Annotated in this window: 27 protein-coding genes; 22 read left to right on the top strand and 5 right to left on the bottom strand. The window is 40.0% G+C overall.

The window, feature by feature from the left end; all coding sequences use genetic code 11:
* Positions 1 to 128: 128 nt before the first annotated feature.
* Positions 129 to 284, bottom strand: a complete 156-nt coding sequence (locus AC0YNT_RS16385) for a winged helix-turn-helix transcriptional regulator (protein ID WP_475805721.1) — start codon at positions 282 to 284, stop codon at positions 129 to 131.
* Positions 285 to 685: 401 nt separating this feature from the next.
* Here AC0YNT_RS16385 and AC0YNT_RS16380 point away from each other — a divergent pair, with 401 nt between their 5' ends.
* The 4 genes from AC0YNT_RS16380 to AC0YNT_RS16365 all read left to right on the top strand — a co-directional run bounded on the left by AC0YNT_RS16380 (position 686) and on the right by AC0YNT_RS16365 (position 3,365).
* Positions 686 to 1,108 (top strand): hypothetical protein, encoded by a 423-nt coding sequence (locus AC0YNT_RS16380; RefSeq protein WP_475805584.1) that lies wholly within the window; start codon positions 686 to 688, stop codon positions 1,106 to 1,108.
* 277 nt (positions 1,109 to 1,385) lie between these two features.
* On the top strand, positions 1,386 to 2,207 hold the full coding sequence (locus AC0YNT_RS16375) for a hypothetical protein (protein ID WP_475805583.1): 822 nt from the start codon (positions 1,386 to 1,388) through the stop codon (positions 2,205 to 2,207).
* A gap of 138 nt (positions 2,208 to 2,345) precedes the next feature.
* Positions 2,346 to 2,717: a DUF402 domain-containing protein gene (locus tag AC0YNT_RS16370; protein ID WP_475805582.1), complete on the top strand. Its 372-nt coding sequence runs from the start codon at positions 2,346 to 2,348 to the stop codon at positions 2,715 to 2,717.
* 177 nt (positions 2,718 to 2,894) lie between these two features.
* Positions 2,895 to 3,365, top strand: a complete 471-nt coding sequence (locus AC0YNT_RS16365; protein WP_475805581.1) for an N-acetyltransferase family protein — start codon at positions 2,895 to 2,897, stop codon at positions 3,363 to 3,365.
* A gap of 317 nt (positions 3,366 to 3,682) precedes the next feature.
* On the opposite strand, the gene AC0YNT_RS16360 is transcribed toward AC0YNT_RS16365, so the two are convergent.
* Positions 3,683 to 3,877 carry a hypothetical protein gene (locus AC0YNT_RS16360; RefSeq protein WP_475805580.1) on the bottom strand — a complete coding sequence of 65 codons (195 nt, stop codon included), beginning with the start codon at positions 3,875 to 3,877 and terminating at the stop codon, positions 3,683 to 3,685.
* 265 nt (positions 3,878 to 4,142) lie between these two features.
* On the opposite strand from AC0YNT_RS16360, the gene AC0YNT_RS16355 reads away from it, so the two are divergent.
* From AC0YNT_RS16355 to AC0YNT_RS16345, 3 genes are all read left to right on the top strand, one after another.
* Positions 4,143 to 4,718, top strand: a complete 576-nt coding sequence (locus AC0YNT_RS16355) for a GNAT family N-acetyltransferase (protein ID WP_475805579.1) — start codon at positions 4,143 to 4,145, stop codon at positions 4,716 to 4,718.
* A 152-nt stretch (positions 4,719 to 4,870) separates the two neighbouring features.
* Positions 4,871 to 6,004, top strand: coding sequence for a hypothetical protein (locus tag AC0YNT_RS16350; protein WP_475805578.1), 1,134 nt, complete (start codon positions 4,871 to 4,873; stop codon positions 6,002 to 6,004).
* A gap of 32 nt (positions 6,005 to 6,036) precedes the next feature.
* Entirely contained in the window at positions 6,037 to 6,552 is a 516-nt protein-coding gene (locus tag AC0YNT_RS16345; protein WP_475805577.1) for a GNAT family N-acetyltransferase, read from the top strand.
* 406 nt (positions 6,553 to 6,958) lie between these two features.
* Here AC0YNT_RS16345 and AC0YNT_RS16340 read toward each other — a convergent pair whose 3' ends face one another.
* Positions 6,959 to 7,411 carry a hypothetical protein gene (locus AC0YNT_RS16340; protein ID WP_475805576.1) on the bottom strand — a complete coding sequence of 151 codons (453 nt, stop codon included), beginning with the start codon at positions 7,409 to 7,411 and terminating at the stop codon, positions 6,959 to 6,961.
* 264 nt (positions 7,412 to 7,675) lie between these two features.
* Between AC0YNT_RS16340 and AC0YNT_RS16335 the strand changes: the two genes are divergently transcribed.
* The 11 genes from AC0YNT_RS16335 to AC0YNT_RS16285 all read left to right on the top strand — a co-directional run bounded on the left by AC0YNT_RS16335 (position 7,676) and on the right by AC0YNT_RS16285 (position 15,413).
* Entirely contained in the window at positions 7,676 to 8,002 is a 327-nt protein-coding gene (locus AC0YNT_RS16335; RefSeq protein WP_475805575.1) for a hypothetical protein, read from the top strand.
* A gap of 21 nt (positions 8,003 to 8,023) precedes the next feature.
* Positions 8,024 to 8,533 carry a DinB family protein gene (locus AC0YNT_RS16330; protein WP_475805574.1) on the top strand — a complete coding sequence of 170 codons (510 nt, stop codon included), beginning with the start codon at positions 8,024 to 8,026 and terminating at the stop codon, positions 8,531 to 8,533.
* A 41-nt stretch (positions 8,534 to 8,574) separates the two neighbouring features.
* Entirely contained in the window at positions 8,575 to 8,829 is a 255-nt protein-coding gene (locus tag AC0YNT_RS16325) for a hypothetical protein (RefSeq protein WP_475805573.1), read from the top strand.
* A 100-nt stretch (positions 8,830 to 8,929) separates the two neighbouring features.
* The gene (locus tag AC0YNT_RS16320) at positions 8,930 to 9,358 is read left to right on the top strand and encodes an NUDIX hydrolase (RefSeq protein ID WP_475805572.1); all 429 of its coding nucleotides are present in this window, start codon (positions 8,930 to 8,932) and stop codon (positions 9,356 to 9,358) included.
* A 117-nt stretch (positions 9,359 to 9,475) separates the two neighbouring features.
* Positions 9,476 to 9,973, top strand: a complete 498-nt coding sequence (locus AC0YNT_RS16315) for an RNA polymerase sigma factor (protein WP_475805571.1) — start codon at positions 9,476 to 9,478, stop codon at positions 9,971 to 9,973.
* Positions 9,960 to 10,955: an anti sigma factor C-terminal domain-containing protein gene (locus AC0YNT_RS16310; protein ID WP_475805570.1), complete on the top strand. Its 996-nt coding sequence runs from the start codon at positions 9,960 to 9,962 to the stop codon at positions 10,953 to 10,955. The genes AC0YNT_RS16315 and AC0YNT_RS16310 overlap by 14 nt, the downstream gene beginning before the upstream one ends.
* 118 nt (positions 10,956 to 11,073) lie before the next feature.
* Positions 11,074 to 11,538 carry a GNAT family N-acetyltransferase gene (locus AC0YNT_RS16305; protein WP_475805569.1) on the top strand — a complete coding sequence of 155 codons (465 nt, stop codon included), beginning with the start codon at positions 11,074 to 11,076 and terminating at the stop codon, positions 11,536 to 11,538.
* 60 nt (positions 11,539 to 11,598) lie between these two features.
* On the top strand, positions 11,599 to 12,558 hold the full coding sequence (locus AC0YNT_RS16300; RefSeq protein WP_475805568.1) for a copper amine oxidase N-terminal domain-containing protein: 960 nt from the start codon (positions 11,599 to 11,601) through the stop codon (positions 12,556 to 12,558).
* A gap of 93 nt (positions 12,559 to 12,651) precedes the next feature.
* On the top strand, positions 12,652 to 13,011 hold the full coding sequence (locus tag AC0YNT_RS16295) for an MmcQ/YjbR family DNA-binding protein (RefSeq protein ID WP_475805567.1): 360 nt from the start codon (positions 12,652 to 12,654) through the stop codon (positions 13,009 to 13,011).
* A gap of 239 nt (positions 13,012 to 13,250) precedes the next feature.
* The gene (locus AC0YNT_RS16290) at positions 13,251 to 14,270 is read left to right on the top strand and encodes a potassium channel family protein (protein ID WP_475805566.1); all 1,020 of its coding nucleotides are present in this window, start codon (positions 13,251 to 13,253) and stop codon (positions 14,268 to 14,270) included.
* Positions 14,271 to 14,294: 24 nt separating this feature from the next.
* On the top strand, positions 14,295 to 15,413 hold the full coding sequence (locus tag AC0YNT_RS16285; protein WP_475805565.1) for an NAD(P)/FAD-dependent oxidoreductase: 1,119 nt from the start codon (positions 14,295 to 14,297) through the stop codon (positions 15,411 to 15,413).
* A 35-nt stretch (positions 15,414 to 15,448) separates the two neighbouring features.
* Here AC0YNT_RS16285 and AC0YNT_RS16280 read toward each other — a convergent pair whose 3' ends face one another.
* On the bottom strand, positions 15,449 to 16,228 hold the full coding sequence (locus AC0YNT_RS16280) for a phytanoyl-CoA dioxygenase family protein (protein ID WP_475805564.1): 780 nt from the start codon (positions 16,226 to 16,228) through the stop codon (positions 15,449 to 15,451).
* A 130-nt stretch (positions 16,229 to 16,358) separates the two neighbouring features.
* Here AC0YNT_RS16280 and AC0YNT_RS16275 point away from each other — a divergent pair, with 130 nt between their 5' ends.
* From AC0YNT_RS16275 to AC0YNT_RS16260, 4 genes are all read left to right on the top strand, one after another.
* Complete coding sequence (locus AC0YNT_RS16275) at positions 16,359 to 17,246, top strand: helix-turn-helix domain-containing protein (RefSeq protein WP_475805563.1); 888 nt, start codon at positions 16,359 to 16,361, stop codon at positions 17,244 to 17,246.
* Between the two features lie 109 nt (positions 17,247 to 17,355).
* The gene (locus AC0YNT_RS16270) at positions 17,356 to 18,333 is read left to right on the top strand and encodes a glycoside hydrolase family 43 protein (protein ID WP_475805562.1); all 978 of its coding nucleotides are present in this window, start codon (positions 17,356 to 17,358) and stop codon (positions 18,331 to 18,333) included.
* 208 nt (positions 18,334 to 18,541) lie between these two features.
* Positions 18,542 to 18,745, top strand: a complete 204-nt coding sequence (locus AC0YNT_RS16265) for a DUF5316 family protein (protein ID WP_475805561.1) — start codon at positions 18,542 to 18,544, stop codon at positions 18,743 to 18,745.
* Between the two features lie 113 nt (positions 18,746 to 18,858).
* Positions 18,859 to 19,650: a class I SAM-dependent methyltransferase gene (locus tag AC0YNT_RS16260; RefSeq protein ID WP_475805560.1), complete on the top strand. Its 792-nt coding sequence runs from the start codon at positions 18,859 to 18,861 to the stop codon at positions 19,648 to 19,650.
* On the opposite strand, the gene AC0YNT_RS16255 is transcribed toward AC0YNT_RS16260, so the two are convergent.
* Positions 19,647 to 20,522: a helix-turn-helix domain-containing protein gene (locus AC0YNT_RS16255; protein ID WP_475805559.1), complete on the bottom strand. Its 876-nt coding sequence runs from the start codon at positions 20,520 to 20,522 to the stop codon at positions 19,647 to 19,649. The two genes, AC0YNT_RS16260 and AC0YNT_RS16255, sit on opposite strands and share 4 nt — an antisense overlap.
* Positions 20,523 to 20,585 lie beyond the last annotated feature (63 nt).

Below are 20,585 nucleotides of genomic sequence, written 5' to 3'. Positions count from 1 at the left end.
TGAAACAATTGCAATATGATCGATTTTCTTTATGTTCTGGCAGGCCGGGGTGCCAGACATGCCTCGTAAATACTTTCGTTATATTGTGACTAGGAGCAGAATGAAACGGACTAGCGTAATGTCGAACGCTAGTCCGTTTCTGTTTGTTCATTGTTCTCCATGTTGAGCTGCTTTCGCTCAACATGGGCCACTCCCCATTGATGTAAGGTTTCCAAAATCGGAGACAGGCTCATTTCGTATTCCGTGATGGAGTATTCCACTTTCGGTGTGATTTGCAGATAGATGACTCGCTTATCTTTAAAGCCTTTTGAATTTGGAATGTTTGTTAATCATTGGGCAGGATAGTTGAATGACGACTTCAAGAATACTTTTGAGATGGAGTAAATTTGAACTTCGTGAACATCACGTTATGTGAAATAACCGAGTTCATGATAAGTCAACTTGAATCTGAATATTCGAAGTGGGAAGGAAATGTTTATCTAATTAAGAAGTGGTTTATTTGGTGGAAAGTAATCAATTAATAAGCTCTAACGAAGAACAATAGTTCAACAAAAACAGTGCAGCAGCCTGTCAATACTGACCGGCTGCTGCCTTTTCTCAAATAATATATAGGATTGCGCAGCGATAATTTCCAGGTAACGTCAATATCTTCGACTACACAAACTGGGACGGAGTGACAGTTTGAATGAAAAGAATCTTATCTGTTCTTATATTGATTTGTATTATTATCAGCTTCAATGTAATACGCCCTAGCACGGTGTTTGCATGTAGTTGCAGTTCTCCAAGTATTAAACAAAAATTCGAAGAAGCTAGCGTCATATTCACAGGTAAGTTGGTTAGTAAAGATAAAGAAGGCGGAAATATTTTTAGTGTGGATAAGGTTTGGAAAGGTACGCTCGTAGATGGTTATGTATATAGTGGTTTTAATGGTATGTGTGGGACAGAGTTTGAAGTAGGAAATAAGTATTTAATTTATACATTCAATTCTAAAGGAAAAGAAACAACCAGCCTTTGTAGCGGAAATAAATTGATAACTGAGGCAAGTAAAGATATTCAAATCCTAGATCGCTTAACTGAACCTGAATGGAAAGATAAGTATTTACTGTAATCGCTTTTGCTTTCGTAATAGTAATCTTAATAATAATTTGGAGAATTAAAGGAAGGTTCAAGAAGATCCATTAAGCTAAAGAGGAACGATAGCTCCCAATACAACTACGACAGAAGCTGCCGGCATTATCGGCAGCTTTATCACGTTAACGGGCAGATTAATGCAACATTTGTTCATTCTTAGCGTTATAATATTTGTTATTATTTTACAAGTGTCTAGGGCAACTATGTTTCCAGTTTAAAACTCTAGAAATTTGGGATATAGGGGAGTGGTAAAATTGATTCGCTTGGGCTTCATTGTGGGTCTGCTGATGTTGATATTAACTGCCTGTATGAATCAAAGAAGCGATGGCTTGGAAACAAATACTCATGATGTCACTGAAGGAAGAAACAATACAGTGACGTCAACAGGAATAGAACAAAACGTCGTACAAGAATTGCAAACTCCCTTTTCGACCCATGAGAATATCAGCACTGATGAAGAGAATGCGACAAAAGCAGCCCAGCTGCTCCTAGAAATTATTAAAGAAAAAGATGCAGATAAATTATTGCATTTACTCAATTCCTCCGCATCTTCTCCACTAGATCTTGAAGAAGTAAATACAATAATTGAAGGTTTCGATTTAAATTTTGACCTAGATACATTATCTGTACAAATCAATGATACTGGACTTGCAATGTATCCTGAAGGTGGGCAGTATGAATTCGTTTTGGTGGATAAGAATTTTAAGGAGTATTATGATAAAAATTCGTTAGTTATTCTTTATCAAAACGGAGGTATTGTCTACAGCAATCCTTATTTACGGTATTTTCCTTATGCAGAGAAAATGGTCCTTAAATATATTAACCTTATTAATAAAGAGAATACAATCGAATTGGCTGGTTTTCTAAACCCCGACGATCTTGTTGTCCCAGATTGGGTAGCTGATGAGGTAATACGAAATTATAAGAATTTATTTGATTCGGGTAACATGTCAGTCCGTTATACAAATCATTTTACTTTCGTGATAGAGAACAGCGAGGGTAAAGAGCATGAAATAGAAGTGATTTATGGAGATGGATTAATGAGTATAAGAGATAATTTTATACCTGATTTCTAAATTAGCTGGTGAAGTTACGTTCTTCAATCAACGGGAGGTTAGATCACTAGGTCGTTGCCGGATAAGTGAAAAAGGGGAATGTAAATATTTGACGAATATATTTTAATCTTACAAGTGATAAACGAGAGGGATTTAAAAGTGAAGAGAAAATATGGTGATCTATCTCATTGGAGAGGAATACTACAGAAAACTTACAGACATATGCATATCGATGAAGTGGATTTTACTGGACATGTAACACTTGTTGTTTTTATTAATGATCTGACAAAAGAGGGAGTACCTTTTTTTGTTGACCTTTTCCTCGATGTTGTAGTGTTACCTAACAAAGAGATATTTGTGCTGGATGAAGATGAATTATTAAATGCATTAAATAACGAAAAAATAACTAATGACGATTATCGATTGGCAAAAGCGGAGCTAGATAAATTACTTACAACTTTAACAGCTGATAACAATGATTTACTAAAGCGATGGGATGCTGATTTTAAAACATTACATGCTGTAATTTAAATTCCTGTTTTTGTGACTGATTTCATTGTTTTATTGAACTGACTGGGAACGATAGTTCTTCAACAATCGAAGGAGCAGTATTCCCGTGGCAGCTGCTCCATTTTTCATTAAGCGTTACAGGGAAATTGAGCGAATGTATGTAATTTGTTATCAAAGAAAACGAGGTGGGGACAGCTTTTGAACATAAGGCATATTGAACCAGAGGACTGCAAAACAATTTTAGCGGTAGCCTCAAATTGGTGGGGTAGCAATTATTCGAGTGACATGTTTTCAAAATGGTATATCCATCACTTTCGGGATACTTGCCATTTAGCTGAAGAAAACGGGAAAATGATAGGATTTATTATTGGATTCTTGTCACAATCTGAATCAGATGAGTCTTATATTCGAATTGTAATGGTTGATCCAGCATTGCGAGGGAAAGGTGTTGGACGAGCGCTATACGAAGAGTTTTTTAAGAGCGTCGAATTGCTGGGGAGAAATGTAATTCGATGTGTTACAGCTCCTAGAAAGAAGGATTCTATAGCATTCCATACGCGTATGGGATTTGTAATTGAACCACAGAAACAAGAAATTGACGGTTTGCCAGTAAGTCTTGATTATGATGGTCGCAATGGTATCAGGGTAGTCTTTAAGAAGGTGCTATGATCCTTAGTTGATAACAACCAAATGGCAACTAGTCGAGATCCCTGTGGGATTAATTATTCTCATTACAGACTTGATAATAATTAATTGATAGCATTGGAGCCAAGAACTGAGTATAACAATGTATTCGCACTTAAGACAAAGTTTATTACGCTAAGGGGAACGTTAGTTCAGCCAAAAAGGAGCAGTTTGTCAAACCGGCAACTGCTCCTTTTTATTAGCAATATAGCGGAACAAATAGTATACCAAGTTTTTATGGGTATTTATTGACGCATTGGTAAAATGAAAGACTGCCCCATAGGAGCAGCCTCTAATTTGAGTTATTTTTTAATTAATTTCATAATTTCCAATGCTTTATTATAAACAAATCTTTCCCATCTTGATAGTAAACTATTTCCATTCTCGCCGTTTGCGAGTTGAGCAGCGTGACGTTTGTGAAACTCTGCTACTCGTTGATTATGCTTGTTATGAGCTGTGTTAAAACGTTGGTGGCGAAGGTTTGTTTTTGCGTTCATTGTTTATCCCTTCTTCCATTTTTTTAAATTATACCATACTGGATAATTCATCTACAACAAGGAGGTCGTTGCGCTAACGGGAAAATTGAGGGCGTTGGATTATGTTAACTTCAATTAAAATCAAATTATCCATTGTATCTTAGCTGGATAACAGATTATGCTAATAGATAAAATGCGTGGAAAGTGAGGAGTGGGTATGCCATATTTCGAACTATAGTTTTTTGATGAATAATATTTAACATTTACATACAAGAGGAGAAACAATATGCAAACCGAATTATCTACGATGCGCTTGGAAACAGAGCGTTTAATCATTCGCCCTTATATTGAAAGTGATTTGATGGAATCATTTGAGCTGATGCAAAATCCAGAATTGTTCACTTATATGAATATGGGAGTTTTATCGCTCGAAGAATATAAAGGACTATTCACGTGGCTGATCGACAGTTACAACACGCCCGTCACTATGCCATTTAAATACTCATTTGCTATTCGTAGCAAAGCAACAGACGCGTTCATCGGCTGGTGTGGTGTTGGTGTACTCGATTTTAGTGCGCCTGATAAAGAACTGTATTATTTGATTGGCCGGGACTATTGGGGGAATGGTTATGCAACTGAAGCGGCTACCGCGTTGGCATCCTATGCCTTCGAAGTCATTGGATTAGACAGATTGTACGCTAAGGCCAATTCTCAGAATACTGCATCATTAGGAGTCTTTAAAAAACTAGGCTTTATCTTTGATCGCGAACTAATGGGTTTAACAGGTGATTACGAGGAGTGTAACGGTGAGTTATTGCATATTCTTACAAAAGAACAATTAGTACTGTTGAATAAGTTGTAAAAGTAACTTTATATTCGCTTCTCTACAAAGCTGCCAGCATGATCGGTGGCTTTTTTACGTTAATGGAAGTTTGATGAAATTGTCAGGAAGGAATCAGTGGCTTTTTCACGTATTCTAAATAGGTGCTTATTTCCAAGAATTGAGGTCAAATAATGATGATAACCCCAAACATAGGAGAAGAATTTTACATTGATCCTGCTTACTTGCAATCACTTTTACAGCGAATTCTACCTTCTACAAGTTTACAGATTATATCCTGGACTTGCAGCCCACTAGGAAAAAACAAGAGGGAGAGTGCAGTTTATAGGGTATCCTGTACAATTCTAGACAACGATAGAGAGCAAAATTATGCACTTATACTCAAAATATTAAAACCCGATCCTATACGAGATCAAGTTGATCACTACTACTACTGGAAACGAGAAGCTTTGGTTTATCGTTCAGGGATACTCAGTCAATTACCACTTGGTACTAAAGCCCCTATTTGCCATCTTGTAGAAGAACATCTCGATGGAAGTGTCTGGATGTGGCTCGAGGATATAGCAATCGAATCTATTCAAAGGGACTGGTCATTCGCGCACATGTGTAACATATCCTACTTACTCGGAAAATACAATGGAGCTTACATGACTGGTACACCTCTTCCTACTGAGTCTTTTTTATGCCAAACTTGGTTGCGTTCTTGGGTAGATGTTTGTATTTCTTATGCTAAATCTATCGAGGAGCAAAAACTGATTTGGGATTCTTTTCTGGAGGATTTTAATGGTAATAGCTCTATATGGGGGCTTTATCTAAACAATAGAAGACGAGTAAGTAGCTTACTGGATTCTATAGAAGTATTGCCCCGTGTTTTTGCCCATCAAGACGCGCACTGGGATAACATTTTTATAGAGCAATTGAATGGTAACGATTCGTTAATAGCGATCGATTGGCAGTTTGCAAGTATCTCTGGTGTAGGAGAAGAGCTCGGTCGAATGTTTGGATATGCGCTAATAAAGAATAAAATTCCAATTGAAATGGTAGAAGAGTATAAGGAAGAGTTAATTTTAAATTATATTCAAGGACTTAGAGATCAAGGGTGGGAGGGGAATCTCAAACTTGCTCGATTCGGGTTTACTGCTAGTGCATCACTTAGGTTTATCATGGTTATTGATAAGTTAATCAGTAACGTAGAAGAAGATGGTGAAAGAAGCCAGAAAGATAAATTAAGACATTTATTGTTAGTCGCTCAAGCTCTGCTTAATTTGGCAGAAGAGTCTTGGAAACTTAGAAGTGAAATAAGTTAATGGTAAAATTAACTGAGCAGAGGAGAAGTCAAATGAGAATTGAAATAGTGCTGGTTCCGTATGAAGATAAAACAGTTCTTTACAATCTTATTCAGCTATACCGTTATGACAGTAGTGAGTTTGATGGACATGTCCTAAATAATCACGGTTCATATTTATACAAATACTTCGACCATCAGTGGACAGACGAGTACCGGCGTCCGTTTATAGTAGAGGTTGATGGGGAGATTGCTGGCTTTGTTTTAGTAAGCCTAGATGTGCCTAAGGAATATATGAAATTGAGTACAGCAGAAAAAACAAACGTAATTAGTGAGTTTTTTATTATGAGAAAGTACCGGCGTAATGGGGTAGGCAGTCATGTTGCGAATTTACTCTTTGTACGGTTCACTGGTGCTTGGGAAGTAAGGCAGACAGCAGCAAACCAGCCTGCTTATACCTTTTGGAAGCATGTAATTTCTAAATATAAAAACAATGTATATCAAGAGAAATTTCTGCAAAATGAGAAATGGAATGGTCCTGTCTTCGTTTTTGAGTCAGGTACTGTCTGAATTAATGGGGGATATAATGATTGATTTCCTATACCACAATTATGAAGAATCTACTGGAGCTTTTCGAAATTTATCTGATTTAGAACCCGAATAAGCTGAATTAGTTTCCCCTGGCTTTTAGAATGGTATGAAAAAAGTAGAGAACTTCGTTTCCCTATTACTAATTTCAATCCGGATACAATCAGTTTTACTTATGGGGACTTGTTTCCAACGATGCGATACCAAGATGGGAAGATATACAGAAACCAGGTCTATACCTAAAACGAGATAGAAGCACTAATAAAAGAGTTCGGACTACCACAAGAATGGAATCAATTAGGTAATAATGGACCTGAAAGTCAATAGTTCCAAATCAAACACGACAGCGGCCGACAAGTAATCGGTTGCTGTCGTGTTTGGTAATAATTTATAGAGCGTTTTTTGTATTCGCTAATTTAACCGACAACTCACCAGTCAGGGCTGCACTATTCTTAGTTGAGATTGCAACGTAGAAAATTCCAGTTGACCATGATTTATCTGCGGTGACATATCTTTGAGTACCAGGTGCCACTTTAAATAACATCTTCTGAGTTCCTGTAAGACTGCCTCGAGTAACTCGGACTGTCATGGCCGACTTCGTTTTATTTTTAACTCGGACTTTGACCCAACCGTAGTTTACTGGGATAGTGAAAAATTGCTCTACTCCATCTTTAAGGGCATTATTGAAAATCACGTCTTGTGTATTATTAGTATTTATTTCAACTTGAGTCCTCTTGCTTGGAGTAGAACTTGATAAAGGAGAAGCTTTGTCGGTAGTCAATGCACACGATACGCTAACCAATAAAGTAGCAGCTGTTACTGCAGATGTTGTAAATTTCATTATTCTGTTCACTTTTTAAAATAATCCTTTCTATAAAACATGATTAGACACTTTCGTTTTCCATACTTTTCCGAATTGAAATATATCACATGCGACAGATTTTTCAAACCCATCGATAGTCCCTTACCTCAAAAAGTGATCCCATAATAAGATTATGCAGTGTCAACATTAAACTAAATTGGTTATTAAATGAAACTTTTCACTTAGTATTGTAGTCTAATAAATCGGGAACTTTGACCGGCTGCTTTTTTAGGAGGTTTGTTAGTGAAAAGGTGGAGAATATGGCTTTCAGTAGTTTCACTCGTTCTTGTGGTCGCTTTATTTTATGTTCTAAATACTAGAGTTTGGGTAGATATGTACGAAATTAGAGGTGACACAATAGTATTTGAGAAAAATCATTATGTATATGAGAATTCCGACTCAGATAAACTCGGCAAGACAATCGGTATTGCTTTTTTTGAAGGAAGAAAAAGGGGAATAACCGATTACATTTGGCCAGAATGGGTGTATGGGTATAAAGGCGATAAAGATCATAAGCGTATCTTTGTAAGAGGGTTAATGGATTTAGGAGATACTTATATTAAGCAGTAAATACTACTAGGAGGGTCTCGTATGGAAATAGCTTTAGAGCTTATTGAAAGCATGTTAGTTAAGTTTAGGTCAGAAAAGAAGTGGACCCTTCAAGCGATTGAACAATTATCTGAGGAGGACATTACTTCGAGTCCGACATCGGAAAGTAACAGTATTGCTAACTTAATTGCTCATATTAGAGGTGCTGTACATTCACGAATTGAAACTATTCTCTTAGATATTCCCGACACAAGAGATAGAGACAAGGAATTTGAAAAAGGATTAAAGATGTCTAAAGAGCAAGCAATGATAGATACTAGAGATTCGTTTGACATCCTTATACAATATCTTGAACATCTGAAATCCTCACCAAAGCTATTAATGTCACAACCATTCCTAAACCGGCCACCTCTTACATATAGCCAGGTAAATAACGAGACGACTGCATTGAATCTAATGATGGCCATGTTTAGGGAGGTCCATTACCATACGGGACAAATGATTTACGCTGCCAAAATAAGAAAAGGTCAGCTGATTTGGAATTATGAATAACAAATACTAAACGGAACACTTACGAGGGGATAGTATAAAAAATGAACAACAATAGCAAAAGAATTCCATTAGTGTTGATTATTATAGGAGCTTTACTGATAGGATATATTTTAGGAGTCACTGTTAATAAATCTAACTCAACTAATGAAGAGCAATATCGCTACCAATTAATTAATGCTAACGATAGTAATCTAATTTTCTTCGACCAGAAAACAGGCGAGTATTGGAGAAAGTTCATTCCAATTAATGAAGGCCCTACTGAATGGGAAAAAGAGAAATCACCAATAGAGAAATAATCTTTCATGCTGCCATTGTATTTGGTAGACAAAATAATAAGACTCAACAACACGATAAGGAAAATGATAAATAATCCCATTATTTTCAAGGAGTAATTCAATGAGTACACCAAAACATATCGTTTCTGCAGCAGCAATTGTTGTGAATGAAAAGAATGAATTATTACTTATAAAGGGACCAAGGAGAGGCTGGGAGATGCCTGGTGGTCAAGTAGAAGAAGGGGAATCCTTAAGTCAGGCTGCAATAAGAGAAACAAAAGAAGAGTCCGGGATAGACATTGAAATTATCAAATTCTGCGGGATATTCCAAAACGTAGAAAATTCAATCTGTAACACCTTATTCCTAGCGAAGCCAATAGGTGGAGAATTAATCCAATCCTCTGAAGAAAGTTTGGAGACGGGATACTTTCCTATTAATGAAGCACTAAATAAAGTGCAATGGAAAGATTTTAGACAAAGAATAGAGTACTGTTTAAGACCTGAAATCCAACCTTTTTGTATTGAGTTTCATGATGAGAAAAATATTTGAATAGAGTTTTATATCAAAGGAGCAGATTGCTGTGCAGCTGCTTCTTATTTTTTTGTGTTCGAAAACTGTATACATATTGCTCACCAAGACGTTGTATAGCTTGGAGGGAGGTTAGAAGTGGACGAGCAGATGTTACAGCTACTGCAGGAAAAAATGAAGCATATTCAGAGGTACTTGATACGCCTGGGGGCAAGCCATGCAGACGCTGAAGATATTGTCCAGGATACGGTATATAAAGGACTTCTTTATCTGGATTCCATTGTACCTGATAAATTTTCTGCATGGTTGTATCGGGTCGCGCTTAATCGGTATTACGACTTGCTTCGGAAGAAAAAACGAATACAGTGGTCTATCGATGAGGACGTTGTGGGAGGCAGTGAGATCCCAGAAGAGATCTTGCTGCGAAACGAGCAAAGAGAAGAGATTGAGCACGTGATGGAATCGTTATCTCCTATTTTCAAGCAGTTAATCATTTTGAAATACGAGCTGGACTTTAGTTATCGTGAAATCTCAGATCTATTAGGGATTCGCGAGGAAACGGTGAAGACTTATCTATATCGGGCACGCAAGCAATTTCAGAGAAACTATGGAGGACGATACGATGAACGATCATGAAGGGATTTTTGAAAATAGAGAAAAACTGTCGGCACTAATAAAAAAAGCACGGCGTAGAACAATTTCGAGAAACGCGGGTATCTCATTGGGCATTACTCTAATTATTCTCGTAGGGGGTTGGTTTGCCAATCAGCAGTTGCAGAATAGAAGCTCGGAAAAAGCACAGCGCGACATTGAGATGCTAAAGGAAATCAGCGGTCCCAATCAATATTTATTTAGCTCCACAATTAACTATGGATTTTTGCATGGTACGCTCGAATACCGGATTTACAAAATGATAGAAGGGATTCCAGTTATTTGGGATGAGGAGAATTACAAGTTTAGTTCGTGGGGAAGTTTTTCTCGCTCTAGCAACAATTCTGCTCTGTCTATATCGGATCCAGGCATGCAAGCGGAAGGTTTTCATTACTTACGTGGTTTCAATCCTTACAATGGAGAACGAGAAATGGAGTTCTACCTTCCAAATGTGAAGTATGCAAATTATATGAATGAAATTACTAACCTTACTGATATAGATGGGAAAAAGCTGGTTGAGATGGGTATATCCTTTGACACTAATTACACCGTGGAGCAGATCAAAGCAATGCTGCCGCAAAATGTGCATGCGGTTTGGTACTGGGTGGATACTTATTCAGATATGAAACGATATCTTGCCCATAAAATGCCCGATGGTACTTCTGTAGATCCTTTTCCAGATTCAGAGCGCAGTGTTTATGGTTTCGGAGTTGGTTCGGAGGATAGTGATGTCTCGGAAAAAAAATTCCTTGATAGGCTGGAAGTTGGGCTGCATGCAAATAGGAAGTATAAGCAGGAATATGAACGTATTTATAATTATTTACGTAAGGATAAGGAAAAGCCCAATATAAGTGACGTGCGTATAATTGGCGTCGTTGTGACAGGAACGGCTGACAGCCTAAAGGCGCTCCAGGGACAAAAGTATGTAAAAGCAGCTATGCTTGGTGCCGTAGTTGATAAGTACTGAAACCAACTTTTATGATACAACTGTGTTGAAGCATTCAGAAGTAAATAGAGTTTAGCGTAACTTTTCAACTGATTACGCGTCATTAATCTAAATGGTAAGCAGTTCAGAGGGGGATCGTATGACACTCATTCGTTTGGCCACGTATAAAGATGTACCGCAGCTTGTTCAAATGCGCTGGGACTTCTCGGAAGGGGAATGTACAGATAATAAAGTTACATATGAGGAGTTTAACCAGGTTTGTAGTGAGTTTTTGGTAAAAGCAATCAAAAGCGGAGATTGGTATATTTGGGTTGCAGAAATTAATGAACGTATCGTCTCGCATATGTATCTGCAATTAATACATAAAGTCCCGCGACCAGGGAAATCCCAAGATCCTTATTACGGATACGTTACCAATGTTTATACATGCCCTAATTATAGAAACCAAGGTATCGGATCAAAGATACATCACGCTATGGAAAAATGGTCAAAAGAGAATGAGGTTGAGTTTCTTATTCTATGGCCAAGTAGCGATAGCGTGAATTTTTATGCGAGAAATGGCTTTTCTCGTTGTGAAGAAGCTATGGAAAAGCACTGGAATTAGCAGGGAAAGTTTGCAACAATCAACGTTGTAGTAATCACAACATAAAGGAAGTTAAATAAAATGAAAAAGTTCATCATTGCGTGCGCTGTAGTTGGTATGATTTGTTTCAATTCGACTGCTCTAGCAGCACAAAATATCAGTATTAAAGTAAAGAATAAGTTAGTACAAACTGACAGTGCACCTGTTATCGTTCAGGGCAGGGTGTTGGTTCCTCTTCGTACGGTTTCAGAATCGCTTGGAGCCTCAGTCGAGTGGAGGCAGCAACAGAAGATGGCTATCGTGTCCAAGTGGTCAAAGAAGGCTTCGTTGACTGTTGGGAAAAAGACAGCTTGGGTTGAGAATAGTGCCGCTAGTGAGATGAACGGTTATTTTCCGTTAGATGTTACGGTCAGAATCATTCATAATCGCGTTTATGTACCTTTGCGGTTTATTTCACAGCAGCTTGGTTATGAGGTAAGCTACCAAAACAATACCGTATCCATCGAATCACCGTATGCAGGTAAGTACAATGAGAATTACTACGCTCAGATCCTCTCGGGTGACTTAGGGAGAAGCAGAAACATTTTGATAGGTAATATGGGTGCATATGGATTACGCAATTATGAACATACCCCAATAAAAACAGTTCAACCTGCTTCCAGCATGGCATTCCTGTTTCCAGAAGGAGAGGCGCTACGATTTTTCTTGATCGAAAATAACCAAACGATTACTTATTTTGAGTATAAGGATGATTTTTTTGTGGCCACTTGGCAGGCTCACGTCGAACAAATAGAAGGTAATGCCATTGAACAATTATTTGCGGATAAACTTAAGGATCGCACAGGAGCGACACCTAAAATCAACAAGCCTTTTCTCTACCACTACATAGAACCTTACGGGAATGGGGTCCATCGGTCAGGGCGCATCGATATCGATGGAATGTATACCGAAACGGGATACAAAAATGAGAGCGAATCATTTGGGACGATTTCGAATGTGCTTCCAAACGAGGTTCGAAATGAAGTCATAGCAATAAATTGAAAATTGATACGGTAGCCGGGCAGAAGTTCGGCTACCGTTTTTACTGAAAATACGTAAAGTAATATATAGTCATCGATAAGGAGGAGATCCAAATTGAAGAATACAATCATTGAATACTGTTTAAAGAAGAAAGGCGCAACTAAGGAATATCCTTTTGGATTCGACCCAATAGTGATCAAGGTCGCAGGGAAAATGTTCGCCCTTATTTTTGAAGACAAAGGTCAAAATTTTTACATAAACTTGAAGTGCGACCCATTGATTGCGGATAATTTGAGAGAGCAGCATGATTATGTTAGTCCAGGATACCACATGAACAAAAAGCACTGGAATACAATTACAATCGGATCAACCTTGCTAGAGTCAGATGTCTTTGCTATGATTGACCATTCTTATGATTTAGTTGTTCAAAAACTTCCTAAGCGTTTAAAAGAATCACTATTGGAAATGAAATAATTTAATAATTTATGAACACGTTAAACAGTAGACAGGCAGACATATAAAGGGATATATCCCCAGTTGGTAGAATTAATATATCTTCTCCAGCATGCGCGCAAAGAAACTTATAAATTAGGATACAACAACCTGTATCTTTGTACTGATCTGGAAGGTTATTATGAAAAGTTTGGCTGGACTCACATAACGAGCGGCTACCTATTTAATGGTCGTTAATTGAATTAAAGGAGGACTATTTCTTGCCTTTTTTTATGAGGACAATGCTGAAGGTCTTGCGAGTACCAAATACGACAATCCTAATTGTTGTATTCGCATTCGTGTTCGGCAGCGCCACCATCGCTTATGCACTTGAACCATCCACTTTTCATAACTGGTTTAATGCCCTTTACTGGGTGATGACGACTATGGCGACCGTTGGCTACGGAGATTTCTTTGCAAAGACCTATATTGGTAAAGCATTCACGATATTTATTTATGTGTTTGGCATTGGTCTTCTCAGCTTGATTATTGGTAAAGTCATAGATATGTTTGCAACTATCTACAAACATTGGGAGGCAGGAAAATTGAACTTTCATGGGAAAGATCACATCATTATTATTAACTGGAGTAAAAAAGCCCAGTACGCTATCGAGGAAATCCTGTCCTTCTCTCCATCATCGCATATCGTCATAATAGATGAATCGGATAAGCATCCCATTCTGGACCGTCATGAGATTCACTTTATAAGCGGCGATCCGTCCTCGGAAGAGATCCTTGAGAAAGCAATGATTAGGGAAGCGAAGGCTGTCATTATTTTCGCAGATACTCGTATTGATGAGCCTGCGCTTACTGACGGCAAGACACTGTTAATTGCATCTAGCATTGAACGTCTCCACCCGAACGTTCACACGACAGTTGAGATTACTCAGGATAAGAATACGAAAAACTTCCGCCATGTAAAAGTGAATGATTTTGTACTGTCGTATGATGCCGTATCTCGTCTTGCTGTTCGAGCTGCTTTACAGCAAGGGAGTTCAGAGATTATTAACCAACTGATCAGCCGAGAAGTTGGCGATGATATATATGAGATTCCGGTGAAGCGGGAATGGAAAACTTACAAAGATGCTTTTCTAGGGACATTGGAATACGGGGCAACTCTTCTTTCAGACAAAGGTGATCTTGGGATCAACCGCAAATTGAACGAACCGATTCCGCAAGATGCCAGATTATTCGTCGTGTCCGATAAAGCAACCTACCTTAAACTAAAAAGCAGCAAATAGAGACGTAGAAAAGAGTGAACATAATTGAAAGTCATCGTTATTGGAGCAGGGATTCTTGGTGCATCTACTGCCTACCATCTCGCTAAAACAGGAGCAGAAGTGCTGCTAATCGATCGAAAAGATAAAGGACAAGCTACGGATGCTGCTGCCGGCATTATTTGTCCTTGGATATCTCAACGGCGGAATCAGGCTTGGTATCGGCTTGCGAAAGCAGGCTCTCGTTATTATCCCGAGTTGATCGAAGCTCTTGAGAAAGAAGGGGAAACCGATACGGGCTATGCCCGGGTTGGAGCCCTTAGTATTCATACGGACACAGAGAAAATTAATAAGATGGTGGAACGGGCCTCGAATCGATTACAGGATGCACCGGAAATCGGTGAAATTACGAAGCTTGATGAGAACCATACCCATGAACGGTTTCCATTGCTTGCGGATGGCTACTCATCCGTTCATATTAGCGGAGCCGCACGTGTAGACGGTCGAGCGCTTCGGGATGCACTAATTCGTTCGGCACAAAGGCATGGAGCAGTTTTGATTCATGGGGATGCTGAGCTTGAGGTTAAGTCTAACCATATAACAGGAGTTACGGTTGATGAAGACCTCTACGAAGCAGATAAGGTGATTGTCTGTGCGGGGGCATGGGCAGGGCACTTGTTCCAGCCGCTTGGTATAGATCTCAAAGTCACCTATCAGAAAGCGCAGATCATGCATGTTCAGGTTCAAGACAACTATGAAGATACAGGCAGTTGGCCTGTTATTATTCCTCCTACTGATCAGTACTTGCTTGCATTTGATCATCAGAAGATCGTTATTGGAGCCACTCACGAAAACGATGTTGAGGGATATGATACAAGAATTACTGCAGGCGGGATGCAGGAAGTTTTGAATAAAGGAATCACATTAGCACCTGATCTGGCTAATAGTACTTTCCAAGAAGTACGAGTAGGCTTCCGGCCGTTTACGCCGGGCTTCCTTCCGGTTATAGGTACAGTTCCTGGTTGGGATAATCTTATTACAGCGAACGGGCTTGGTGCCTCCGGATTAACAACTGGTCCGTTTATCGGCAGCCAGCTAGCGAAGTTAGCTGCAGAATTGGAATTAGATATGGATATGAGCGATTACGATGTGCGAAATGCACTATGAGAAAAGGCAGCCACGATGGCTGCCTTTTATTATTCTTATTTTGCTGCAAGCGTATGGTTCGCATGGTATTCCCGGTATTGAGGGTTCTCGCCGCATACCATAAGGCCTTGACCCCAGTTAACATGAACATCTGCTGTTGGAATGTCCATCGGATCACGGTATTGGTACAGCACATTCCGGCGGTTACGGGTACTGCGGTTGACGTCAGAGCCATGGACCGTCAAGTAGTTGAAGAATAAAACATCCCCAGCTTTGGCAGGGCAGGGAGTTGCCATCGATAGAGGGTATTCCTTATGATCTAGGTAATATCGGCCTACATGCGGCATGATGTCGTTCTTATGAGTGCCCGGAATCACGCAGAGACAACCGTTCTCCATATCGGAATCATCCAGATGAACACTTGCTGCCAACATGGAGTGACTAGCATGAGGGAAGTAAGGTGCATCTTGATGCAGCGGGAATGCAGCACCGTTTTCAGGTGGTTTTACGAGCATCTTGCTATGGTGCAGTTGAACGTTAGGACCAATCAGTTGGGAGAGAACAGACGCCATATTTGGATGAATAGCTGCACGAGTGAAGGAAGCATCTTGATAATGGACATCATGGAAGCCTTTCAGGACAAGCTTCTTCATTTGCTCAGGAGGAAGGTAGTCACCTTGCCAAGTTGCGTTAGAATCAAACTTCGTTTGTGCGGCACGATGAAGGATGCCATCGATTGCCGTTCTCATTTGCTCAACTTCATTTTGGGAGAACACACCTCTTACAAGCAAATACCCATTTGTTTTGTAAAATTCCACATCAGCCTGATTAATCACTTTTTTCCAGCTCCTTGTATTGAAGTATATGGTAGCGATTACTTATACTCGAATTATAGGAAATTCAAACGAAACTGTATTTACTGAAAAGAGACGTTGTTTTAAGAATTTACGCCAAGGTGGTGTTTTTATGAATACGGAAGGCTTTGAAGCGGGAAGTGCATTTCTTAGTGAGATGTTGACGAAATGTCAATCGAGTAACCTATCGTTTCGGATCTATTATTGGGGTTGGAGAGATCCTCATTACAATAACAATGTTCATAAGCATTCCTTTTACGAGGTTTGTTACGTCGTATCGGGAGAAGGCGAATACCAGGATGAGGATACCGTTTATCAGCTTCGTTCAGGTTCGTTGTTTGTGTCTAGACCCGGCGTCTGGCATCAGATTCGAAGCACGACGGGCCTTGGGCTGATCTATGTGGCGTACGAATTGGAGAAAGAGCAGTGCCGGGAAGAAGACTTCGCGTTGTACAGTGCTAATTTGGATACAGGACCAGTCTGCATGGAAGTGGATAACAGCGTAATTCATTATTGGCTGGGCCTTTATAAACATGCTGATTCTCGGCCTTATGGAGAACTCCAAGAATTGCATACTGTGGCTGGTATACTGCTGGCTGGTCTTCTACGGCCGTTTGTCAAAGACGATAGTAATAGAAGTCAAAACGTTGCCAAGCCAAGTAGCGAGACCCGTTCCGCAATTTTACGTCTGTCCAAACAATATATAAGAGACAACCTGTCGAGTCCGCTGAAAATTGAGGAAGTTGCCGAATATATGAACCTCTCCACGCGTCAGATGTCCCGGCTCTTTCAACTCGATGGTGGAGACACATTTCTCACTTATTTGCGCAATGAGAGGCTGAAGCATGCGGAGATGATGCTGAAGACATCCATCTTTTCGTTGAAAGAAATCGCAGCTTATTCAGGGTTTCAATCTGTCCATTATTTTACGAACGTGTTCACCGAGCAGAAGGGGTTGCCCCCAGGGGAGTACAGGAAGCAGTTCTTGGATGTGAAGTAAGACTGGGAGAACAAGCCTAATATTTAGTTTCATGAAAGAGGATTAAGGGCAGAGACAAAGAAATCTACTGAAGGTTAAGCATAAAATACTATGAGAAGGGATTGTTCTAATGAACGTGTATAATTCCGCTTCTGATGTTGCCAATCCGCAAGTAGGTCATTTTCTAACCGATATTCCAGCTCATGATCCGTTTATTGTAACGGACCAAGCAACACAAACCTATTATTTGTATACGGGCGGTGGCCCAAGAATACATGGCGTGAACCGATATGGTGTTTTAACTTATAAGAGCAAAGACTTGGATAATTGGGAAGGACCTTATGTTGTCTTTACTATCCCTGACGGCATTTGGGCTAATCCGCAGCATGGCGCTTGGGCACCTGAAGTTCATGCTTATAATGGACGATATTATCTATTTGTTACGCTTCATAATAACGATAGAGCGCTCGAAGGTGAAGGACATGGCGGTTATCGCCTCCAGTGGCGAGGTTCCGTCATTGCCGTATCCGACTCCTTAGAAGGACCATTCGAGATTATAAAGCAAGAAGCGCCAGTACCTCCGGAACAGCATATGACATTGGACGGCTCTTTGTATGTAGATGAAGAAGGAGTACCTTGGATGGTCTATTGCCATGAATGGGTACAGACAGCAGATGGCACGATCGAGGCAGTAAAATTAACGAATGATCTAACCGATCGGGCTTCTGATCCAATTCATCTCTTTGATGGTTCTGCAGCGCCATGGGATAACGGAGATCATCCGGCTGACGGCTCTCAATCCATCTATGTCACGGACGGCTGTCAGTTATATCGAACCAAGAATAATCGATTAGTCATGTTATGGTCTACATACGACAAAGGGAGCTACGTCCAGACAATCGCACGTTCTACGAGTGGTAAGCTGGAAGGACCATGGGAGCAGCTTGAACCTCTTGTTTTTGACGACAGTGGGCATGGCATGTTGTTCCAAACCTTCGAAGGCGAGTGGAAGCTAATCTTGCATTCTCCGTTCCGGATGCCAGCATCACGCTGCAAAATATATGATATCGTCGATGACGGGGATTCGTTCAGAATCAAGCAGGATTAAGTATATTTGTGATAACGCTGTCATGAGATTAGCTAGCCCTGAGATCATTAGATCTCAGGGCTTTTACTTTAACAATGAGAATAAAGTTGGAGGTATAATTATTTTAAAATGTTAAAATTAGTGTGGAATAAGCAGAATGAGACGGATTGAAGAAGTCCTAGTTGAAATTAGGGACAAACAATAAGGGTAAGGAGGTTCAATACAAAACATGATGTGGTTCATTTACATAGGTTGTGCTTTTATTTTTATTAGTGGATTAATGGTTGGAGCATGGACAACGGCTGATCAGCAAAGGGCGAATTTCAATACAGAGGTGCCGTCTGAGAGAAAAATAAAGAGAAAGATTGCAACGATTTCTGCTGGTTTAGGAGTAATCTGCTTTGCAATAGCAGCTGCTATATATGTATTGTAAGTCGCGTAAACCGCGGCTTTTTATTTTTATTCTTGATAAAAAGATACTCGTCCGATATAATTCACAAAATACCCAATTGTGGTAGAAATATCAAAAGAAGGAGTGGTCGCTAGATGAACAACGTATCCGATTATTACGAGTTGATCGACGAGGATGCTAGATTCTCCAGAAACTCACGAAAGATTGAATTTTACACAACCAATCATGTCATGGAGAGTATGCTGCCGGGACGTTCAACGATATTGGATGTTGGTGCAGGCACTGGTGCCTACTCTTTCCATTATGCAGAGCGTGGTCATGAGGTTGTTGCCGTGGATCTTACTCCGAAGCATATCCAATATATGACGCAGAAGAGTCAGGACACAGGTGTTCCTATACAAGCACATTTAGCTAATGCTACGGATTTAAGTAAGTTCGATAACTCCCTATTTGATGTTGTATTCTGCTTTGGACCGATGTATCATCTGACGAGTGAAAATGACCGCAATAGCTGCATTAGCGAATGTCTCAGGGTTCTAAAGCCAGGTGGGATTCTTGCTATCGCTTATATTAACAAGTTTCCTGTCCTGCCAATGTTGGCTACAAGAGATAAGAAGTTTATTAGAGACAGCGTAATTCATAAGGTTATAAATGAAGGAGTAATTCAAGTTGGGGACGAGGATTGTTTTTGGACAGATGCCTATTTCACCTCGCCACCAGAGATTGAAGCGTTCATGCTAGATTACGATGTTTCACTCGTTGATCATGTAGGTACTGATGGAATCAGTCATACGATACAAGACTACGTAGATGGATTGAGTGATGTAGAGTTTCATTCCTGGATGAATTATCATTATCTGACATGCAGAGAGAGCAGTATTCTTGGTATGAGTACTCATGGCTTAATCATCTGTAGAAAAAATTAGTCCCCACGTATAGAATCACGATATTGCCGGGGGGTAACCCCGGTTTTTTTCTTGAAAAGCCGGTAGAAAAACTTCATGTCAGCATATCCAACCGCGGAAGAAATCTCCTCCACCTGACTTTGACTGCCTGCAAGCAATCGGCATGCAGCATCCATTCGGATCCCTTGAACATATTCGATAAAGCTCATACCTGTCTGATGACGAAATAGGCGGCTGAATTGCCGCTCACTAAGCCTCGCTTGGGCAGCCAGCTCGGTAAGTCTAAGTTCAGAAGCATAATTACGGTCAATATAAGTAATTGCTTCATCAACGCTTATCCACTGCGGCCGTTCGCTTATCGGTGATTCGATCTGCAGCTTGTGCCTATACAAGCCAGTTAATATACGCATGACGAGAGTGGTGAGAACAACTAAGTAACCTGGAGGTCTGGCCGCGAATTCTTGGTAGAGCTCACGAAACATCGCATGATATTCGCCTGTAGGATCTTTTATGGAAAACCAGGTTAGCCTCTCATCTGCAAAACAATTAAAAATCTCTGCAGCATAGGGGAACCCGTTGTGCAACTCGGTCAAATACGCAGCTGGAAGTAAGCAGTTATAGACGATAAGAGGCCGGTCCTTTTTTGGCGTCTTGGGCCGAAACACATGACTTTGCCCAACGGGGATGAAAAACAAAGTGCCATGCTCGACGGGGACGGTTTCACCGGCAATATAGTGAACGCCAGCTCCTTCGCTGACATACGTTATTTCGACAAATTCATGTGAATGCTCATCCATATCGAAGCTTTCATAAGCGCGGTTTACATAGAGTGGTACACCGGGTTCGAAAAAGGAATCCGCAGACATGACATAAGTGCTTCGTTTGATGCTCATCGGTATACCCCCTTCTATAACCTCACATAAATATCTGTATCTATCGTACGAAACCGTTTGCAA

This window comes from Paenibacillus sp. J22R56, assembly GCF_056269375.1.
This window is presented reverse-complemented; position numbering and strand designations above follow the sequence as displayed.